The sequence below is a fragment of the Kluyvera georgiana ATCC 51603 genome (assembly GCF_001654985.1).
GTDB lineage: Bacteria > Pseudomonadota > Gammaproteobacteria > Enterobacterales > Enterobacteriaceae > Kluyvera > Kluyvera georgiana.
In genome coordinates this window covers 16,479-34,412 of record NZ_LXEU01000023.1, presented here as the reverse complement: position 1 = coordinate 34,412, position 17,934 = coordinate 16,479, and the positions used below count along the sequence as shown (strand labels likewise).

17 protein-coding genes are annotated in these 17,934 nt (G+C 56.4%); 6 read left to right on the top strand and 11 right to left on the bottom strand.

All coding sequences use genetic code 11. From position 1 onward, the window contains the following. Window positions 1-49: 49 nt before the first annotated feature. The 4 genes from thyA to rppH form a co-directional block, all read right to left on the bottom strand. Entirely contained in the window at window positions 50-844 is a 795-nt protein-coding gene (gene thyA / locus M989_RS05080) for a thymidylate synthase (protein ID WP_064542985.1), read from the bottom strand. A 6-nt stretch (window positions 845-850) separates the two neighbouring features. Next, window positions 851-1,723, bottom strand: coding sequence for a prolipoprotein diacylglyceryl transferase (lgt, locus tag M989_RS05075; protein WP_064542984.1), 873 nt, complete (start codon window positions 1,721-1,723; stop codon window positions 851-853). Window positions 1,724-1,979: 256 nt separating this feature from the next. Then, entirely contained in the window at window positions 1,980-4,226 is a 2,247-nt protein-coding gene (gene ptsP, locus M989_RS05070) for a phosphoenolpyruvate--protein phosphotransferase (RefSeq protein ID WP_064542982.1), read from the bottom strand. 12 nt (window positions 4,227-4,238) lie between these two features. Then, the gene (rppH, locus tag M989_RS05065; protein WP_035893962.1) at window positions 4,239-4,769 is read right to left on the bottom strand and encodes an RNA pyrophosphohydrolase; all 531 of its coding nucleotides are present in this window, start codon (window positions 4,767-4,769) and stop codon (window positions 4,239-4,241) included. Window positions 4,770-5,210: 441 nt separating this feature from the next. Between rppH and M989_RS26470 the strand changes: the two genes are divergently transcribed. The 5 genes from M989_RS26470 to M989_RS05040 all read left to right on the top strand — a co-directional run bounded on the left by M989_RS26470 (window position 5,211) and on the right by M989_RS05040 (window position 8,494). Beyond that, on the top strand, window positions 5,211-5,360 hold the full coding sequence (locus M989_RS26470) for a hypothetical protein (protein WP_425337826.1): 150 nt from the start codon (window positions 5,211-5,213) through the stop codon (window positions 5,358-5,360). 93 nt (window positions 5,361-5,453) lie between these two features. Beyond that, a complete protein-coding gene (gene mutH, locus M989_RS05055) occupies window positions 5,454-6,149 on the top strand; it encodes a DNA mismatch repair endonuclease MutH (protein ID WP_064542978.1) in 696 nt (231 codons plus the stop codon). A gap of 120 nt (window positions 6,150-6,269) precedes the next feature. After that, entirely contained in the window at window positions 6,270-6,983 is a 714-nt protein-coding gene (locus tag M989_RS05050; RefSeq protein WP_064542974.1) for a TerC family protein, read from the top strand. 123 nt (window positions 6,984-7,106) lie between these two features. Beyond that, window positions 7,107-7,325 (top strand): YgdI/YgdR family lipoprotein, encoded by a 219-nt coding sequence (locus M989_RS05045; protein ID WP_035893968.1) that lies wholly within the window; start codon window positions 7,107-7,109, stop codon window positions 7,323-7,325. Between the two features lie 128 nt (window positions 7,326-7,453). Continuing rightward, window positions 7,454-8,494 (top strand): NADP(H)-dependent aldo-keto reductase, encoded by a 1,041-nt coding sequence (locus tag M989_RS05040; protein WP_064542971.1) that lies wholly within the window; start codon window positions 7,454-7,456, stop codon window positions 8,492-8,494. A gap of 131 nt (window positions 8,495-8,625) precedes the next feature. On the opposite strand, the gene lplT is transcribed toward M989_RS05040, so the two are convergent. Continuing rightward, window positions 8,626-9,819: a lysophospholipid transporter LplT gene (gene lplT, locus M989_RS05035; protein ID WP_064542968.1), complete on the bottom strand. Its 1,194-nt coding sequence runs from the start codon at window positions 9,817-9,819 to the stop codon at window positions 8,626-8,628. Next, on the bottom strand, window positions 9,812-11,971 hold the full coding sequence (gene aas / locus M989_RS05030) for a bifunctional acyl-ACP--phospholipid O-acyltransferase/long-chain-fatty-acid--ACP ligase (RefSeq protein ID WP_064542965.1): 2,160 nt from the start codon (window positions 11,969-11,971) through the stop codon (window positions 9,812-9,814). The genes lplT and aas overlap by 8 nt, the downstream gene beginning before the upstream one ends. Before the next feature lie 618 nt (window positions 11,972-12,589). Between aas and galR the strand changes: the two genes are divergently transcribed. Next, window positions 12,590-13,606, top strand: coding sequence for an HTH-type transcriptional regulator GalR (gene galR / locus M989_RS05025; RefSeq protein ID WP_064542962.1), 1,017 nt, complete (start codon window positions 12,590-12,592; stop codon window positions 13,604-13,606). Here galR and M989_RS05020 read toward each other — a convergent pair. From M989_RS05020 to M989_RS05000, 5 genes are read right to left on the bottom strand one after another with little or no spacing between them, the layout of a single operon-like run. Next, a complete protein-coding gene (locus tag M989_RS05020) occupies window positions 13,567-14,046 on the bottom strand; it encodes a GNAT family N-acetyltransferase (protein WP_064542959.1) in 480 nt (159 codons plus the stop codon). The two genes, galR and M989_RS05020, sit on opposite strands and share 40 nt — an antisense overlap. After that, window positions 14,043-14,816 (bottom strand): GntR family transcriptional regulator, encoded by a 774-nt coding sequence (locus tag M989_RS05015; RefSeq protein ID WP_064542956.1) that lies wholly within the window; start codon window positions 14,814-14,816, stop codon window positions 14,043-14,045. The genes M989_RS05020 and M989_RS05015 overlap by 4 nt, the downstream gene beginning before the upstream one ends. A gap of 47 nt (window positions 14,817-14,863) precedes the next feature. Next, window positions 14,864-16,291 (bottom strand): glycoside hydrolase family 1 protein, encoded by a 1,428-nt coding sequence (locus tag M989_RS05010; protein ID WP_064542953.1) that lies wholly within the window; start codon window positions 16,289-16,291, stop codon window positions 14,864-14,866. 7 nt (window positions 16,292-16,298) lie between these two features. Beyond that, on the bottom strand, window positions 16,299-17,636 hold the full coding sequence (locus M989_RS05005; protein ID WP_064542950.1) for a PTS sugar transporter subunit IIC: 1,338 nt from the start codon (window positions 17,634-17,636) through the stop codon (window positions 16,299-16,301). Beyond that, window positions 17,611-17,916, bottom strand: coding sequence for a hypothetical protein (locus M989_RS05000; protein WP_064542947.1), 306 nt, complete (start codon window positions 17,914-17,916; stop codon window positions 17,611-17,613). Before M989_RS05000 ends, M989_RS05005 begins: the two co-directional genes overlap by 26 nt. Window positions 17,917-17,934: the final 18 nt, after the last annotated feature.

Here is a 17,934-nt window from a genome sequence, read left to right as displayed (position 1 = left end):
AAATAAAAAAACGGCGCTGAGAGCAGCGCCGTTTTGCGGGTCAGGAAGATTAAATCGCCACCGGCGCTTTGATACCCGGATGCGGGTCGTAACCTTCGATTTCGAAGTCTTCAAAGCGGTAGTCGAAAATAGAATCGGGTTTGCGTTTAATCACCAGCTTCGGCAGCGCGCGCGGTTCGCGCGTCAGCTGCAGGGCGGTCTGCTCCATGTGGTTGCTGTACAGGTGGGTATCCCCGCCGGTCCAGACGAAGTCGCCCACTTCCAGGTCGCACTGCTGCGCCATCATATGCACCAGCAGCGCATAGCTGGCGATGTTGAACGGCAGGCCGAGGAACACGTCGCATGAGCGCTGGTACAGCTGGCAGGAGAGCTTGCCGTCTGCCACGTAGAACTGGAAAAATGCGTGGCACGGTGCCAGCGCCATTTTGTCCAGCTCACCCACGTTCCACGCCGAAACGATGATACGGCGCGAGTCCGGGTCATTTTTCAGTTGGTTCATGACGGTGGTGATCTGGTCAATATGACGGCCATCCGGGGTCGGCCAGGCGCGCCACTGTTTGCCGTAGACCGGGCCAAGGTTGCCGTTCTCATCGGCCCACTCATCCCAGATGCTGACGTTATTTTCATGCAGGTAGGCAACATTGGTGTCGCCCTGCAGGAACCACAGCAGTTCATGGATGATAGAGCGCAGGTGGCAGCGCTTGGTGGTCACCAGCGGGAAACCTTCTTGCAGGTTAAAGCGCATCTGGTGGCCAAAAATGGAGAGCGTACCGGTGCCGGTACGGTCATTTTTCTGGGTGCCCTCATCGAGCACCTTCTGCATCAGTTCGAGATACTGTTTCATGCTTCCTCAGGAGATCTGTTTCTGCGGACGGCGAAACGCCCAGACCATCATAATGATACCCGCAAGCACCATCGGAATCGAAAGAATCTGCCCCATGCTGATGTACTGTACCCACTCGCCGGTGAACTGCGCATCCGGCTGGCGGAAGAATTCAGAGATGATGCGGAACAGACCGTAGCCAATCAGGAACAGGCCGGAAACTGACCCTGCCGGACGCGGCTTACGGATAAACCAGTTCAGGATCAGGAACAGGACAACCCCTTCCAGCGCCAGTTCATACAACTGCGACGCGTGGCGCGGCAGGGAACCGTAAGTATCAAACAGCGTTTGCCATTCCGGATGCGACGGCAACAGCGCCAGGTCTTCCGCACGGGAGCCCGGGAACAGCATAGTGTAGTGGAAGCTCGGATCGACGCGGCCCCACAGCTCGCCGTTGATAAAGTTACCCAGACGACCGCAGCCCAGGCCGAACGGAATCAGAGGCGCAATGAAGTCAGATACCTGGAAGAAGGTACGCTTAGTGCGTTTGGCGAAGATAATCATCACCACGATCACGCCGATCAGGCCACCGTGGAAGGACATTCCGCCGTCCCAGACGCGGAACAGATACAGCGGATCCTGCAGGAAGGAGTCGAAGTTGTAGAACATCACGTAGCCGATGCGCCCGCCGAGGAATACCCCGAGGAAGCCCGCATACAGCAGGTTTTCAACTTCGTTTTTGGTCCAGCCGCTGTTTGGGCGGTTCGCACGACGCGTCGCCAGCCACATGGCAAAGATAAAACCCACCAGGTACATCATGCCGTACCAATGCAGGGAGACCGGTCCGATGGAGAAAATTACCGGATCAAAGTCCGGGAAACGCAGATAACCACTATTCATCTGTCACCACAAATGCTTGTTATTCCGCCGAAAGTGGACAGCGGTAGAGATGCGCGCCGTAGGCTTCAGGCGCTCCAAAGGTGCGAATGATAGCATAAGGGTGCTGAGAGGTGATGCGACGAAGATGTAAAAGATATGTATAAGCAGGCAGCTTCGCTCGACCAGGTGACGGAATGGCGCTGCATGTAGGCCGAATAAGGCAACGCCGCCATCCGGCAAGGGCGCCGGACGGCCCGATGGCGCTGCGCTTATCGGCCTACAGGCCCCCACGAATCAGGCCGCCGAGGCCACGACGCTCCATAAAGGCCGCGACCTGATGGCGCACTTCGGTCGCCATCTGCGCCTCCAGGCTGCGCTGGGCGAGCGTTTGCGCGTCTTCGAGATCGATATTGCGCAGCAGATACTTCACGCGCGCCACCGAACGACCGTTCATCGACAGATGTCGGAACCCCAGGCCAATCAGGATGGTGACGCACATCGGGTCGCCCGCCATTTCGCCGCACAGACGTAAATCGATACCATAGCGTTCGGCTTCCTGCACAATCATCGCCAGTACGCGAATCATCCCCGGATGCAGGCTATCGTAGATGCTGGCAACGCGGGTATTGTTACGATCCACCGCCAGCACATATTGCGTGAGATCGTTGGTGCCCACGGAGATGAAGTCGATGCGGCTCGCCAGATGCGGCAGCATAAAGACCATCGACGGCACTTCCAGCATGATGCCAATACGCGGTTTCGGAATGGCGTAGCCGATCATCTCTTCCACTTCGCGGCCGGCACGGTCGATCAGACGGCGCGCTTCGTCGACCTCTTCCAGGCTGGTGACCATCGGCAGCAGAATGCTCAAATTGCCGGTCGCCGCGTTGGCGCGCAGCATCGCGCGCACCTGCACAAGAAAGATCTCAGGCTGATCGAGCGTAATGCGGATCCCGCGCCAGCCGAGGCAGGGGTTTTCTTCGCTGATCGGCATATACGGCAGCTGTTTGTCCGCCCCGACGTCCAGCGTACGTAAAGTCACCGGCTTGTCGTTGAACATCTGTAGCATGCCCTGATACTGCGCCACCTGCTCCTCTTCGGAAGGGAAGCCGCTTTGCAGCATAAACGGAATTTCGGTACGGTATAGACCAATGCCGTCGATGCGTCGCCCCAGCTTCTGCTCATGCTCCGGGCTCAGGCCAGCGTTGAGCATCACCTTCACACGCTCGCCGCTTTTCAGCTCCGCCGGGCGCTCAACGTCCCCTTCCGCCAGGCGGCTGAGTTCGTTTTCTTCGCTGATAAGCCGTTGATATTCGTGCAGCAGGATCGGTTCAGGATCCACCAGCAGCTCGCCGCGGTAGCCATCGACTACCAGCGTACGCCCGTGGAGGATCGACGGCTGGATATCGGCGCCCATCACCGTAGGGATCCCCAACGCACGAACCATGATCGCCGCGTGTGAGTTGGCGGCACCGTCGCGCACCACCACGCCCGCTAAACGATCCTGCGGGACTTCCGCGAGCGTGGCGGCGGAGAGTTCATCCGCCACCAGCACAAAACGCGGCGGCCAGGCATTGGCGCCTTGCGTGGTGTCATCAAGGTGGAACAGCAGACGCTGCCCTAATGCACGCAGATCGCCCGCGCGCTCTTTCAGGTAGCCGTCGCTGAGCGCGGCAAACTGTTCGGCAAACTTCTCAATAACCGTTTTCACCGCCCATTCGGCCACCGAGCCATTATCCACCGCGGCAAACAGCGCGCGGCGCAGGCTGGCGTCAGAGAGCAGGTGCGAATAGAGGTCAAAAATCGCCGCCGTCTCTTTTTGCGCTCCGGCGGCATAGCGTTTGCTGTAACGACGAAATTCGTTCGCCGCTTCTTCCAGCGCGCCGGTTAAACGTTCGCGCTCCAGTTGAGTATCCAGCGACGACGCTTCATACACCTGCTCCATCAGCGGCAGGGTGGCGTCCATCCAGCCTTCGGCGATCGCCACGCCCGGCGAAGCCGGCAGCGCGCGGATACGCGTCTGGCGATACTGCCCGAACAGCGCCGTCAACTGAGACTGCGAGAGAATAGCCGCCATCTGGGTGGCGAGCGTGACCAGGAATGACTCTTCGCTTTCGTCGTACTGCCTCAGCTCGCGCTGCTGCACCACCAGCACGCCCAGCAGCTGACGGCGCTGAATGATCGGCACGCCAAGAAACGCGCGGAAGCGCTCTTCTTTCACTGAGGGAATGTATTTATAGCTGGGGTGTTTTTGCGCGTCGGCGAGGTTAATCGGTTCGGCCAGGCGGCCAACCAGCCCGACGATCCCTTCATCGAAGGCGAGCGTAATGGTACGACCGCGCGGTTTTTTCAGGCCGCGGGTCGCCATCAGATAGAAGCAGCGTCGATCGTTGTCGGCGAGATAGACGGAACAAACCTCGGTCTCCATGGCCAGGCAGACATCGGTGACCAGAATATCCAGCGCCTCGTTCAAACGAGGCGCACTCGCGACCTTCTCAACTATTTCGCGTAAGCGAGTGAGCATAATATGCGTGGCTTAACCTCTTTTACGTCGATAAGCAGGCGCGCTTTGCGGTTTTGGCGCGCTCTCCGCAAGCGCCATCACTACGCTGGCGAACTCTTTCATCACCCGGCGGTAGACGTCACGTTTAAACGACACGACCTGACGCACCGGATACCAGTAACTCACCCAGCGCCAGCCGTCGAACTCCGGCGTGCTGCTGGTTTGCATATTGATATCCGCATCATTGCCGATCAACTGCAAGAGAAACCATTTTTGTTTCTGGCCGATACAAACCGGCTTTGTGTCCCAACGCACCAAACGTTTAGGCAATTTGTAACGCAACCAGTTTCGGGTCGAAGCGAGGATCCGTACGTCCTTACGGCTTAATCCAACTTCTTCGAACAGTTCCCGATACATCGCCTGTTCTGCTGTCTCACCGGGGTTTATGCCCCCTTGCGGGAATTGCCAGGAGTGCTGACCGTAGCGTCGGGCCCACATAACCTGGCCCTGACGATTGCAAATTACAATACCAACATTTGGGCGGTAGCCATCGTCATCAATCACCGGACTACCTCAAAATAAGCTTCAATGTGAATGATTGTTTCACACTCGCTGGAAACGGTAAACCACTCTATTACAGCACGACCATCGAATAACATTTGAATAACTCACAGTAATCATCAGAGTTATAAACAGAGAACCGCGTTCATCCGCGATTTTATTCACTTTTTCTGTGGATAGAGTTGTGAAGAAGTACGGAATTACCCAGGGAAAACCCAGACTACTCTGAATAATCGCATGCAAGCCCTGCGCAGTAAAATGATATTTTTCATTAAGTTATTATAGTTAATCCGCATGCATTAGCGCATAACGTGATGATCATCACATAGGCGATCCTCCAACTGATGAAAGATCGAGCAACGTCGATTTTATCCACAGATTGTGCCAACATCTTAGACATCTTTTGTGCGAAAATTCGATTTTCGTCGCACGTCAAGGCTGTAAATTGAAACAGTAGTGAGGCTTTTCCCCAGTTATCCCATTTTTCTGTGGATAACATGGTGTAAGATCCTGTTCATTGTCAGTGACCAGATTTGGAAAACCTTTTTTCACGCCGTTTTTACGCTGAAAAATAGATTAAAAAATCCATTATAATCATCACGTTGATATATTTACTCAGAAAAAGTTAAACTCTATCCACACCCGGCAAAACAGTCGTTCATTTTTTCACCAAAAGGCGCTTTCATCATGTCAATGCTCGCCCCGCTTCCCGAATCGCCCAAAACCCAGGCCGAGCTGCTTGCGCAGGCGCAGCGTCTGGCGGGCTATTCGCTGGGCGAACTGGCGGCGATGGCCGGTATCGTCCCTCCCAAGGATTTGAAGCGTGATAAAGGCTGGATTGGCGTGCTGCTGGAAATCTGGCTCGGCGCCAGCGCCGGCAGCAAGCCAGAGCAGGACTTCGCCACGCTGGGGGTCGAGCTGAAAACGATCCCCATTGACCGCCAGGGACGACCGCTGGAGACCACTTTCGTCTGCGTGGCGCCGCTGACCGGCAATTCCGGCGTCACCTGGGAAAACAGCCACGTTCGCCACAAGCTCAAGCGGGTATTGTGGATTCCGGTAGAAGGCGAACGGACGATCCCGCTCGCCGAGCGCCGCGTCGGCGCGCCGCTGCTGTGGACGCCGAGCCAGGAAGAGGAACATCAGCTGCAAATGGACTGGGAAGAGTTGATGGACCTGATTGTTCTGGGGCAGGTCGAACGCATTACTGCGCGTCACGGTGAAGTGCTGCAGCTACGCCCAAAGGCAGCCAACAGCAAAGCGCTGACTGAAGCCATCGGTGCGCATGGTGAACCGATTATGACGCTGCCGCGCGGTTTCTATCTCAAAAAGAACTTCACCGCCGCCTTGCTGGCGCGCCACTTTATGCTGCAAACGCATTAATTTTTTTGCCCTGCCGCGCGCCGGGATTATACTCCTCGTGCTGCTGGCGGCAGGATTGCCCCACAGCACCCACAAAGTACATCTATTGACGCTTTCGCTTTTTTTGGCAGGACTTATCTAATGTTATTTGCATGGATCACCGACCCCAACGCCTGGCTTGCGCTCGGTACGCTGACGCTGCTGGAGATCGTTCTGGGGATCGATAATATTATTTTTCTCTCTCTGGTTGTGGCTAAGCTTCCTACCGCGCAACGCGCCCATGCCCGTCGTTTAGGGCTGATGGGGGCGATGGTCATGCGTCTGGCGCTGCTGGCCTCTATCGCATGGGTGGTGAAGCTCACCAACCCGCTGTTCACCGTGTTCGATCAGGCCATCTCCCTGCGCGATATTATCCTGCTGCTGGGCGGCCTGTTCCTTATCTGGAAGGCCAGTAAGGAAATTCACGAGTCGATTGAAGGTGATGAGGAAGGGCTGAAAACGAACGTACATTCGTTCCTCGGCGCAATTGTGCAGATCATGCTGCTGGATATTATCTTCAGCCTCGACTCGGTCATTACCGCAGTGGGCCTCTCTGACCACCTGTTTATCATGATGGCGGCGGTGGTGATTGCCGTGGGCGTAATGATGTTTGCCGCGCGTTCAATCGGCGAGTTTGTCGATCGGCATCCGTCGGTGAAAATGCTGGCGCTGTCGTTCCTGATTTTGGTCGGCTTTACGCTGATCCTCGAGAGCTTCGACATACACGTGCCGAAAGGCTATATCTACTTTGCCATGTTCTTCTCAATCGCGGTAGAAAGCCTCAATCTGCTGAGAAACAAAAAAAATCCGCTCTAATCTGTCGCCCATAGCCCTCTTTTGAGGGCTATGTCTGATTTTTTTAAGATTTTCCTGCTTTATGCTAGCCCTGAGGTCGGTTATTACTAGACTATTGAGAGTGCGGCGATGAAGGGGATGACGATGACAAAATGGGCAGTATTGATTTCCGCAGTAGGTCTGGCATTTGCAGTTTCCGGCTGTAGCAGTGATTACGTCATGGCAACAAAAGATGGCCGGATGATCCTCACCGACGGTAAACCCGAAGTCGATGATGATACCGGGCTTATCAGCTACGAAGATCAGCAAGGCAATAAAATGCAGATTAACCGCGACGACGTATCACAGATCATCAAGCGATAAAGTTAGAGAGGTCAGCCGCTTGCTGGCCTTTTTTCATTTTCTGCTTTCCCTTTTTCTTCCCCTCTGCCATTTTTATATTCCTTTGTCGGGACTCTTTCCCGACGCTGTTGATAAAAGGAAGCCGGCTTATGCAGTACCACCGTATCCCCCACAGCTCTCTTGAGATAAGCACCCTCGGGCTTGGCACAATGACGTTTGGTGAACAGAATAGCGAAGCCGACGCCCATGCACAGCTTGATTACGCCGTGAGTCAGGGTATCAACTTGATCGACGTCGCGGAGATGTATCCTGTGCCGCCGCGCCCGGAAACCCAGGGCCTGACTGAAACCTACGTTGGCAACTGGCTGGCGAAACGCGGCAACCGTGAAAAACTGGTGATCGCCTCTAAGGTTAGCGGCCCGTCACGCAATAACGACAGCGGCATCCGCCCCAATCAGGCGCTGGACCGTAAGAACATTCGCGACGCGCTGCACAACAGCCTGACGCGCCTGAAAACCGACTATCTCGACCTCTACCAGGTGCACTGGCCTCAGCGCCCAACCAACTGCTTCGGCAAATTGGGCTATACCTGGGCTGATTCCGCGCCGGTCGTATCGCTGCTGGAAACGCTGGAAGCACTCACCGAGTATCAGCGCGCTGGGAAAATTCGCTATATCGGCGTCTCGAACGAAACCGCGTTTGGCGTGATGCGTTACCTGCATCTGGCCGATAAACACGACCTGCCGCGTATTGTGACCATTCAGAACCCGTATAGTCTGGTCAACCGCAGCTACGAAGTCGCGCTCTCAGAAGTGAGCCAGTTTGAAGGCGTAGAGCTGCTGGCCTATTCCTGCCTGGCGTTCGGCACCCTAACCGGTAAATACCTGAACGGCGCCAAACCGGCTGGCGCGCGCAATACGGTGTTTAGCCGCTTTACCCGCTACAGCGGCGAGCAGACGCGGAAGGCTGTCGCCGCCTATGTGGACATTGCCAAACGCCATAACCTCGACCCGGCGCAGATGGCGCTGGCGTTCGTCCGCCGTCAGCCGTTCGTCGCCAGCACGCTGCTGGGCGCGACGACGATGGAGCAGCTGAAAACTAACGTGGAAAGTCTGCATCTGGAGCTGAGCGAAGAGGTGTTAGCGGAAATTGAAGCGGTGCATCAGGTCTATACCTACCCGGCACCGTAAAATGTAGGCCAGATAAGGCGGTTACGCCGCCATCCGGCAAGGTGCCGCATCGTGCCGGATGGCGCTTACGCTTATCCGGCCTACAATGAATAGCCGTAGCCCGGCCAAGCGTAAGCGCCGCCGGGTTCACATCAGCGTCGCTTACCCCACAGCCACAGCACGATAATCGCCAGCGCAAACAACACACCAAAGCCCACGCCAACGCCGACGACCGGAATATTCACCGCTACCGCCAGCGAGTACAACCCAAGCATCAACAGCATCGCGCTGTTTTCACCGAGATTCTGTACCGCAATCGCGTTGCCCGAGCCAACGGTATGTTTACCACGATCCTGCAACAGCGCATTCAGCGGCACGATAAAGAATCCGCCGCAGATACCGATGATAAACAGCAGCACGTAAGCCGGTAAAATCGCGTGCTGAAGGGCGAAAATCGCTACCACGACGCCAATCAACACCCCGGCAGGCATACAGCGCGCCACCGTTTCCAGCGTGACCAGCTTCGCGGCCGCCCCGGCCCCCACCACAATCCCCACCGCAACCATCGCGTTCAGATAGGTTGGCGTGGCGTTATCGGTAATCCCCAACGCCACCGGAACCCACAGCACCAACAGGAAGCGCAGCGTCACCCCGGCTCCCCAGAACAGGCTGGTGCCAAGCAGAGAAAAGCGCGTTTCACCGTTGTGCCAGAGCACATTGCAGGCGTTAAAGAAATTGTGGGTCATGGGACGAAAACGCCAGGACTGGCCCGGACGCGCGGCTGGCAGTCTGGGAATAAAGAGGTTAGCCACCACCGCGCCGCCGTAGACGATCGCGCAGAGCGCCAGTGCGCCCACCACATTCCAGTCAGCCACGACGCCGCCGGCCACCGAGCCGATCAGAATCGCCGCGATGGTCGACGCTTCCATCAGGCCGTTGGCCTTCACCAGTTTATCGCCGGTCGTCAGTTCCCCGAGAATGCCATACTTCGCCGGCGAGTAAGCCGCCGCGCCGATTCCCACCAGCGTATAGCCGATAAACGGATTCAGCCCCACGCAAATCATTGCCGCGCCAATCAGCTTCAGGCCGTTGGCGAACATCATTACCCGACCCTTACCAAAGCTGTCTGCCACCTGGCCGACGAACGGCGCAAAGACGATGTAAGCGCCCACAAACACCATTTGCAGCACCGGCTGGCTCCAGTCCGGATAGTATTGCTGCTTCATCAGCGCCAGCGTGGCAAACAGCAGCGCGTTGTCGCCAAAAGCCGAGAGGAACTGGGCGGCGATAACCGCCATCATGCCCTTCGACCAGATAGAGGTGTTAGTGTGTACTGACTCACTCATGTGGGTGTTCCGTCTCTGCAACCATGCTCTTAAGGGTGACGAAATCCGGTTTACCGCTGCCCAGCAGCGGCAGCTGCTTCATCCAGCGAATGTCACGAGGAACCGCCAGCTCCGGCACGCCATGGGCCCGCGCATACTGCAACAGTTTGTCGCGGGTCAGTTCATTATCGGTGGTAAATAGCACCAGCGCCTCGCCTTTGCTGGCATCGGTTTTCACTGCCGTGGCGTGCATCTTCTCAGGCGATACGCCCAGCGCCAGCTGTTCAACCGTTTCCAGCGACACCATTTCGCCGGCAATTTTAGCAAACCGCTTTGCACGCCCCTGAATCTGAACGTAGCCCTGAGCGTCAAAAGCGACAATATCACCGGTGTCGTACCAGCCGGTTTCTCGCTCGCCGTGCTGATTCTCCGCCGTCGGCGCTTCCAGCACGCCGGGATTTTCAACGCGCAGGTAGCCGCACATCACGTTCGGCCCTTTCACCTGCAGGCGACCGCCCTGCTCAATACCCGGCACGGCCAGCAATCTCGCGTCCATACCCGGCAGAATGCGCCCTACCGTGCCCGGTTTTGCCGCCATTGGCACGTTAATCGACACCACCGGCGCGCATTCGGTTACGCCATAGCCTTCCAGAATGCGCAGGCCAAACTTGTCCTGCCACAGTTCTTTGGTGCTCTGTTGCAGCTTTTCCGCCCCGGCCACGACATAGCGTAGACGATAGAAATCGTACGGGTTGGCGAATCGCGCGTAGTTGCCCAAAAACGTTGAGGTACCGAACAAGACAGTACAGTTACGGTCATACACCAGCTCCGGAACCATGCGGTAGTGCAACGGGCTGGGGTAAAGGAACACCTCCGCGCCGGTCAGCAGCGGCGTAAACAGCCCGACCGTCAGACCAAACGAGTGGAACAGCGGCAGCGCCGACATAAAGCGGTCATGGGCGGTAAAATCGGCGATGGTTTTGATCTGCTCAACGTTCGCCAAAATGCTTTTGTGACTGTGCACCACCCCTTTCGGGTGGCCTTCCGAACCGGAGGTAAACAGAACGATCGCCGGGTCCTCCGGCTGCTGCGCCACCTGCGCCAGACGCGGCATCAGCACGCGCGAAAAGATCCACAGCTTATCGGCGGTGGTGACATCGCCTTTTAAATCTTCAAGGAATACCCAGCGAACCTGGGTTAACTGCTCGGTCAGGTGCCAGAGCTTGCCTTTATCAAGAAACGTGCGCGAGGTAAAAATCGTGCCAATTTGCGCAGCGGTAATAGCGCTGGACAGCCCTTTAACTCCGGCAGTGTAGTTCATCATCGCCGGAATACGCCCGCGGGCAATCGCCCCGAAGATAACCGCGGCGCTGATACCGGCGTTCGGGAGCATCAGGCCGATCTTTTCGCCCTTCTGGCTGTACTTTTCGAGGATACGCGCCACAAACAGCGTTTTGGTCAGCAGTTTACGGTAGCTGTCCGGCTGGAAATTGATATCTTCCACGCACGCTTTTTTTTCGCCGTAACGGTGCATCGCCGTCAGCAGCGATTCATACAGCGTTTCACGCGGGCGCACCGCCATGCGGGCTTCCATCATAATCTGGTGCAGCATTTCACCGGCAATACGGCGGCGGTCGCGAGCGCGCGGCGCTTCCGGCATCGGCAGCGTAGTTGGCGGCAACAGGTGCAGTTGAATGCGCGGGAAAAGGCGGCGTTTCACTAACCCTTTCAGGCGACTAAAGTAGCTCAGTTCCGCGCCTTCAATACGCACCGGAATAATCGTCGCCCCGGACTTCGCCGCCACAAAGGCCGCGCCGTCGTAAATCTTCATCAGCGAACCGGAGACCGAAATGCGCCCTTCCGGGAAAATCACCACCGGGCGCCCCTGTTCGATCAGGCGCACCAGATGCTTGATAGACATCGGTTTTGTCGGGTCGAGCGGCACAAAATCGATGATCGGCGTCAGCCAGCGCATGAACCATTTTTGGGAAATAGAGGTATAGACGGCAAAAACCGGGCGAACCGGGAGAAACAGCGCCAGCAGGATGCCGTCGATAAACGAGACGTGGTTAGGTGTAATCAGCACTTTAGGCTGACTTAACGCCTCTGTGTTACCGGTCATCCGTACCCTAAATAACACCCTGAAAAGCTGTCGGAAGAAACAGAGAAGCATACCAACTCCTTTTGCCAAAGATTTGTCTTTGCAAAGGGTACACGAGAAAAGCGGGGAAAAGCAGCAGACGGGGAGACAGAGGTAAAAAAAAACCTGCGCTTCTGCGCAGGTCGGTGTAAGTGATGCGTACGCAAAGCGTACTTTGAAACATTCACCAATCAATACCTCTGGGACCGCTATTGTCTCCCCCCTACCGCCAGGCAGCCAGTTTAAAAGCGCAAGAGAATGAGCGGAAATGCAACGAGGTATTGCGATTGTGGGGAACTGTAACAGCGTATATTCAGGCAAAAAAAAACCTGCGCATCTGCGCAGGTTGGTGTAATTGAGTGGTCAACCTTGTGGGCGACTTCACCTATCAATACCTCTGGGATAATCAGATTAGCAACTCGCGTAACGCGTTCTCCAGCAGACATTCGCAACAGCATCTCGCAAAGTGTAAGCAAACGTTTGAATATTCCTGTTTAGTTGCAAAAGCGCGGTGTAACTTTTCCACAAAGCGTTATAAACGCATCAATATTGTGCAATCCACCACAGACTCGGCCTTGAATAGCACCGGGATTTCCGTAAAACTGTTAAGGTGTAAACGTTTACCCCTTCGAATCTTCTTTAAGGCATATTATGGCGACAATTAAAGATGTGGCCCGGATGGCAGGCGTCTCTGTCGCCACCGTTTCCCGCGTCATCAACAACTCTCCAAAAGCCAGCGATGCCTCGCGCCAGGCCGTCCACTCCGCCATGGAGACGCTCAGCTATCATCCCAACGCCAATGCTCGGGCGCTGGCACAGCAATCAACGGAAACCGTCGGCCTGGTGGTGGGCGATGTCTCCGATCCTTTTTTTGGCGCCATGGTCAAAGCCGTGGAGCAGGTCGCCTATCACACCGGCAATTTTTTGCTGATTGGCAACGGCTACCATAATGAAATGAAAGAACGCCAGGCCATCGAGCAGCTGATCCGCCACCGTTGTGCGGCGCTGGTGGTACACGCCAAGCTGATTCCCGACGCTGAGCTGGCAGATTTAATGAAGCAAATGCCCGGCATGGTGTTGATCAACCGCATTCTGCCCGGTTTCGAAAAACGCTGCGTGGCGCTGGACGACCGTTACGGCGCCTGGCTGGCGACCCGTCATCTGATTCAACAAGGGCATACGCGCATTGGCTATATCTGTTCCAACCACGCGATTTCGGATGCGGAAGACCGACTGGCGGGCTACTACGATGCGCTAAAAGAGCACGGGCTACCGTGCAACGACCGGCTGGTGACCTTTGCCGAGCCGGATGAAAGCGGCGGCGAGCAGGCCATGACCGAGCTGCTCGGTCGCGGCAAGCAGTTTACCGCCGTCGCCTGTTACAACGATTCGATGGCGGCGGGCGCGATGGGCGTGCTGAATGATAATGGTATCGACGTACCGCAGGCCATTTCGCTGATTGGTTTCGATGACGTGCTGGTTTCCCGCTACGTGCGACCACGGCTGACCACCATCCGCTACCCGATTGTCACCATGGCCACCCAGGCCGCCGAGCTGGCGCTGGCGCTGGCAGAGAACAAACCGCTACCGGATATCACCCACCTGTTCAGCCCTACGCTGGTACGCCGTCACTCGGTGATAGCCCCGGCGGAAGAGGTTAAATCGTAGCGATAAAGATGGACGGTGGTGTCCGGGTAATCGAGGGCATCACCGAGGTACTGCCAGCCGAAGCGTTCGTAAAAATCCCGACATGCCGAATAGAGATGCAGTTCCGTATATCCCTGCTGCGCGGCATAGGACATCACGTGCCGCTGTAGCTGGCCCGCCAGACCGCGGCCACGCGCCTCTGGCGTGACGTACAACGCCGCCATCCACGGCCACAAATCCTGACGGCTGATTAAATCGCAGCGCCACAGCCCTACCGTCCCTAACAGTTTAGCGTCCTCAACGGCAATAAACGTCAACGGCAGCGCGCCCGGACGCTGGCTGTGGTCGATGATGCTGGCAAAAAATGCCCGCGACAGACCATCACCGCCAAAGGCATGCCATAGCCAGTCGGTCACCTGATCGGCATACTGCGGGCGGTCGTAGAGCGGCAGAATGGTCACATTAATTTTCCCTGGAAGATGGGCACCGATTCAAACAGATAGCCGTCGAAATCCGGCGCGTCCTCGTCAGACAGCTCCATCAGACTGTTTTTGACGTTCTCAAGGTGCTGCCACATCGCCTGCCAGGCTCCCATGACGTCGCGGCGGCGTAGCGCGGCCAGAATAGTCTGCCGATCGCCGAGCCATTTCAGCCGATAGGTGCGGCTGGCAATATGGGCGTTAAACTGCTGCCACAGCGGGCTGCTGTCCATCTGGATCCAGACGCGTTCGATAGTCGCCAGCAGCATCTGATTTTGCGTCGCGCCCGCCAGCACCAGGTGGAACAGTCGACCGTTGTCCTGGCTGGTGTCATTGAGCGCAATCGCCCGCTGCTCTTGTTCGATAATCTGCTTAAGGTTGTCGATATCTGCGCGGGTGGCCATCTTCGCGGCGAAAGCGGCAATGTTACTCTCCAGCAATTGACGCGCCTGCAGGATTTCAAATGGCCCGACGTCGCTGCTTAGCATCTGCTCTTCCTCACCGTCGCTTTCTTGCGGAATACGCATCACGTACACGCCGGAGCCCTGGCGAATATCAACCGTCCCCTGTAGCTCCAGCATTAACAGCGCCTCGCGCACGATGGTACGGCTAACGCCGTAAGTTTCAGCGATATTGCGTTCCGGCGGCAGGCGCGACCCGACGGGATAACGGCCCTGCATAATCTGGGCGCGCAAATCATCGCCAATCTCCTGATAGGGTTTCTTTTCCGGCGGGACGGTAGCCTTCTCCACAATTTCACCTGTACGTTATGCCAATACCGGCGCTATCTTAGCAAAAATCAGCGCCATTCATCATCGATATCCACCGTCAGCTCGCGGCTGTCGCGCAGTTGACGGAACCAGCGGGCAGAGGCTTTTGGCCGTCGCGCGCGGTCGTTCTGGAGGTCGATTTCAATCAGCCCGTAGCGGTTTTTAAAGGCGTTCATCGGCGAAACGTTGTCGGTAAAGGCCCACAGCATATAGCCGTGGCAGTTGGCACCGTCTTCTCTCGCCCGCAGCGTTTGCCACAGATGCTCGCTGATAAAACGGATCCGATAGTCGTCGGCAATCACGCCATCGGCGTTACGGAACTGGGCTTCATTTTCCACCCCCATACCGCTCTCGGCGACAAACCACGGAATATTGCGATAGTCCTTTTTGATGCGCATCGCCATGTCGTAGACAATCTGCGGGTAGATTTCCCAACCGCGCGAGTTGTTCATCTTTCTGCCCGGCAGTTCAAACGGTTCGTAGTACCAGGCCGGGTGGAACGGCGTCTCGGGATGCCAGGCGCGCGACGGCGCTTTTACCCGATGCGGGTAGTAGAGGTTAATGCCCAATTCATCGACCGTATTATCACGGATGATCGCCAGTTCGTCGGCACTGTAGTCCCAGGCAACCGCATGCTTCTCCAGCAGCGTGAACAGCTCTGCCGGGTAAGCGCCGTGCACCAGCGGGTCAAGGAATACGCGGTTGTAGAACAGATCGTACACCTCCGCCGCCCGCAGATCGTGAGCGGCGGAGGAACGCGGATAGGTCACCTCCGGGTTGAGGATGCAGCCGACGGTCCCTTGATAGCCTTTCTCGCGGAATAGCTGCACCACCTTCGCCGTCGCCAGTACCTTGTGGTGATTCCACTGCATCCATTTGCCGGTGTTTTGCTCATACGGCCAGCGTAGCGCATCCAGATAGACGCGGGTCTGCACCACAATCGGCTCGTTAAAGGTAAACCAGCGCGTCACCTTGTGATGATAGCGGGCAAACACCTGCTCAACGTAGCGCACATACAGCTCAACCACCTTTTTCGACCCCCAACCGCCGTACGCCTCCAGCAGGTAGCCCGGCAGCTCGTAGTGCTCAAGGCAGATCATCGGCTCAATACCGTTGGCCAGCAGCTCATCAAACAGCTGGTCATAATAGGCGGCATACTCTTCATCCACCGTCACCGCCTCGTAATCGGTTAAAAAACGCGACCAGTTGATGGAAGTTCGGTAATGGGTCAGCCCCGCCAGCTTCATCAACTGCACGTCTTCGCGAAAGCGGTTGATAAAATCGGTGGCAACCGCCGGGCCGTAGCCGTTATGCCAGACGTGACGGTCGTTCTTGTACCAGAGATCGGGCCAGGAATCCTGGCCCGGCTTCTTCCCGCTCCAGCCTTCCGTCTGCCAGGCCGAGGCCGCGGCCCCGAGAATAAAATCATCGGGAATCGTTATCCGTTTTGTACTCATAGCGTCCTCAGAAGTTATCGGTAGCCGGGGATTTTGCCGCCAGGCGCTCGGAAATCTCGGCGCGTCGGGAGGCAATTTTAACGAACGGCAGGTAAATCAGCACCGCCACGACGATACAAATCAGCTGCGTCACCACCGCTCCCATCGAGCCAGCGGTGGAGAGCCAGGCGTTGATCAGCGGCGGCGTGGTCCACGGCACCATCACCACCGCTTTACCGGCAAACCCGGTGACGGTGGCGAAATAGCCGATACTGCCGGTCACCAGCGGGGTGATAATGAAGGGAATCGCCAGGATCGGGTTAAGCATGATCGGCATACCGAAGATCACCGGCTCGTTGATGTTGAAGATCCCCGGGCCAATCGACAGCTTGGCGATCTCTTTCATCTCTTTACGCTTGGTGGCAATCATCACCGCGATCAGCAGCCCGATGGTCAGCCCGGAGCCGCCGATGCTCATATACACGTCCCAGAACGGCATCGTAATAATATTCGGCACCTCTTTACCCTGCTCGAAGGCGCTCATGTTGACGGTAATCGCCCCCAGCAGCAGCGGTTCGCGGATGGGTTTGATCATCTGGTTACCGTGAATGCCGATCACCCAGAAGATCTGCGCCACGAACATCAGCAGCAGGATCCCCGGCAGGCTCTGCATCACCCGCTCCAGCGGCTGCTGCACCACCTGATAAACCGCGTCGTAGAGGTACATGCCGGTCAATTGATGGAAGATAAAGCCGAAGGTGGCGATCGCGGTGACGGTAATGATCGCCGGGATCAGTGCAGAAAACGACGCGGCGACGTTCGGCGGCACGGTGTCCGGCATTTTGATCTTCAGCCCGTTACGCGTTTCCAGCCAGCAGTAGATCTCGACCGACAGAATGGCGATAAACATGCCGAGGAACAGGCTGCGGGTATCAGAGAACTGACGCAGCAGCACATCTTTAACTTCGTGCATCTGCCCGTCGACCATCATCTGTACGGTGGTCGGCGTGACGCAGATAAAGCAGATCACCGCCAGCAGGCCGGGGAACAGCGTCTTAATACCGTTGATCCTTCCCAGCTCAATGCCGATCAGGAACACGGCGCCGATGTTGAGGAAGTTTAGCGTGGCGTAGTTGATGGCGCTGGTAATCGGTTTGAGAGACGCCAGGAACGACAGCGACTGGAAGCTGGCGAGACCATTTTTCGGATCCAGCACCATGTTGGAGATCAGTACGGAGAAAGCGCCAACGATGATCACCGGCATCAACGTAATAAAGGCGTGTTTGATCGCCATGATGTAGCGATAGCTATTGAATTTCGTGGCGAAACTCCCCAACGAATCAATCAGTTTGTCCTGCAATGCCATAAGAAAGTACCTCAAATTTAAGGGCTTTATCGCGCATCCGGTGTACAGCCAAACACCTTTTGGTATACCAAAAATAATCATTTTCAATGAAAAGTTCTGTGATTAAGCTCCCAACCTCCATTTTGGTATTCCAAACTGAAATAAACACCATTATTGGCATACCGCATGTCAGGGGCGCGGTTCTTAGCGCGATTAACTGCAAAAGCGTGATCGCGATAGGTTTTTTATCCGCTGTAGAGTTCGTATGAGTGGTGAATGTCTGTGATAAACTGCGGGTCATCACGGAGTTTCAGGGATT

Bases quoted from the DNA above. Each gene is read 5' to 3' on its own strand.
- thyA (WP_064542985.1), bottom strand. From the start codon at position 844: ATGAAACAGTATCTCGAACTGATGCAGAAGGTGCTCGATGAGGGCACC.
- lgt (WP_064542984.1), bottom strand. From the start codon at position 1,723: ATGAATAGTGGTTATCTGCGTTTCCCGGACTTTGATCCGGTAATTTTC.
- ptsP (WP_064542982.1), bottom strand. From the start codon at position 4,226: ATGCTCACTCGCTTACGCGAAATAGTTGAGAAGGTCGCGAGTGCGCCT.
- mutH (WP_064542978.1), top strand. From the start codon at position 5,454: ATGTCAATGCTCGCCCCGCTTCCCGAATCGCCCAAAACCCAGGCCGAG.
- M989_RS05050 (WP_064542974.1), top strand. From the start codon at position 6,270: ATGTTATTTGCATGGATCACCGACCCCAACGCCTGGCTTGCGCTCGGT.
- M989_RS05045 (WP_035893968.1), top strand. From the start codon at position 7,107: ATGACAAAATGGGCAGTATTGATTTCCGCAGTAGGTCTGGCATTTGCA.
- M989_RS05040 (WP_064542971.1), top strand. From the start codon at position 7,454: ATGCAGTACCACCGTATCCCCCACAGCTCTCTTGAGATAAGCACCCTC.
- lplT (WP_064542968.1), bottom strand. From the start codon at position 9,819: ATGAGTGAGTCAGTACACACTAACACCTCTATCTGGTCGAAGGGCATG.
- aas (WP_064542965.1), bottom strand. From the start codon at position 11,971: ATGCTTCTCTGTTTCTTCCGACAGCTTTTCAGGGTGTTATTTAGGGTA.
- galR (WP_064542962.1), top strand. From the start codon at position 12,590: ATGGCGACAATTAAAGATGTGGCCCGGATGGCAGGCGTCTCTGTCGCC.
- M989_RS05010 (WP_064542953.1), bottom strand. From the start codon at position 16,291: ATGAGTACAAAACGGATAACGATTCCCGATGATTTTATTCTCGGGGCC.
- M989_RS05005 (WP_064542950.1), bottom strand. From the start codon at position 17,636: ATGGCATTGCAGGACAAACTGATTGATTCGTTGGGGAGTTTCGCCACG.
- M989_RS05000 (WP_064542947.1), bottom strand. From the start codon at position 17,916: ATGACCCGCAGTTTATCACAGACATTCACCACTCATACGAACTCTACA.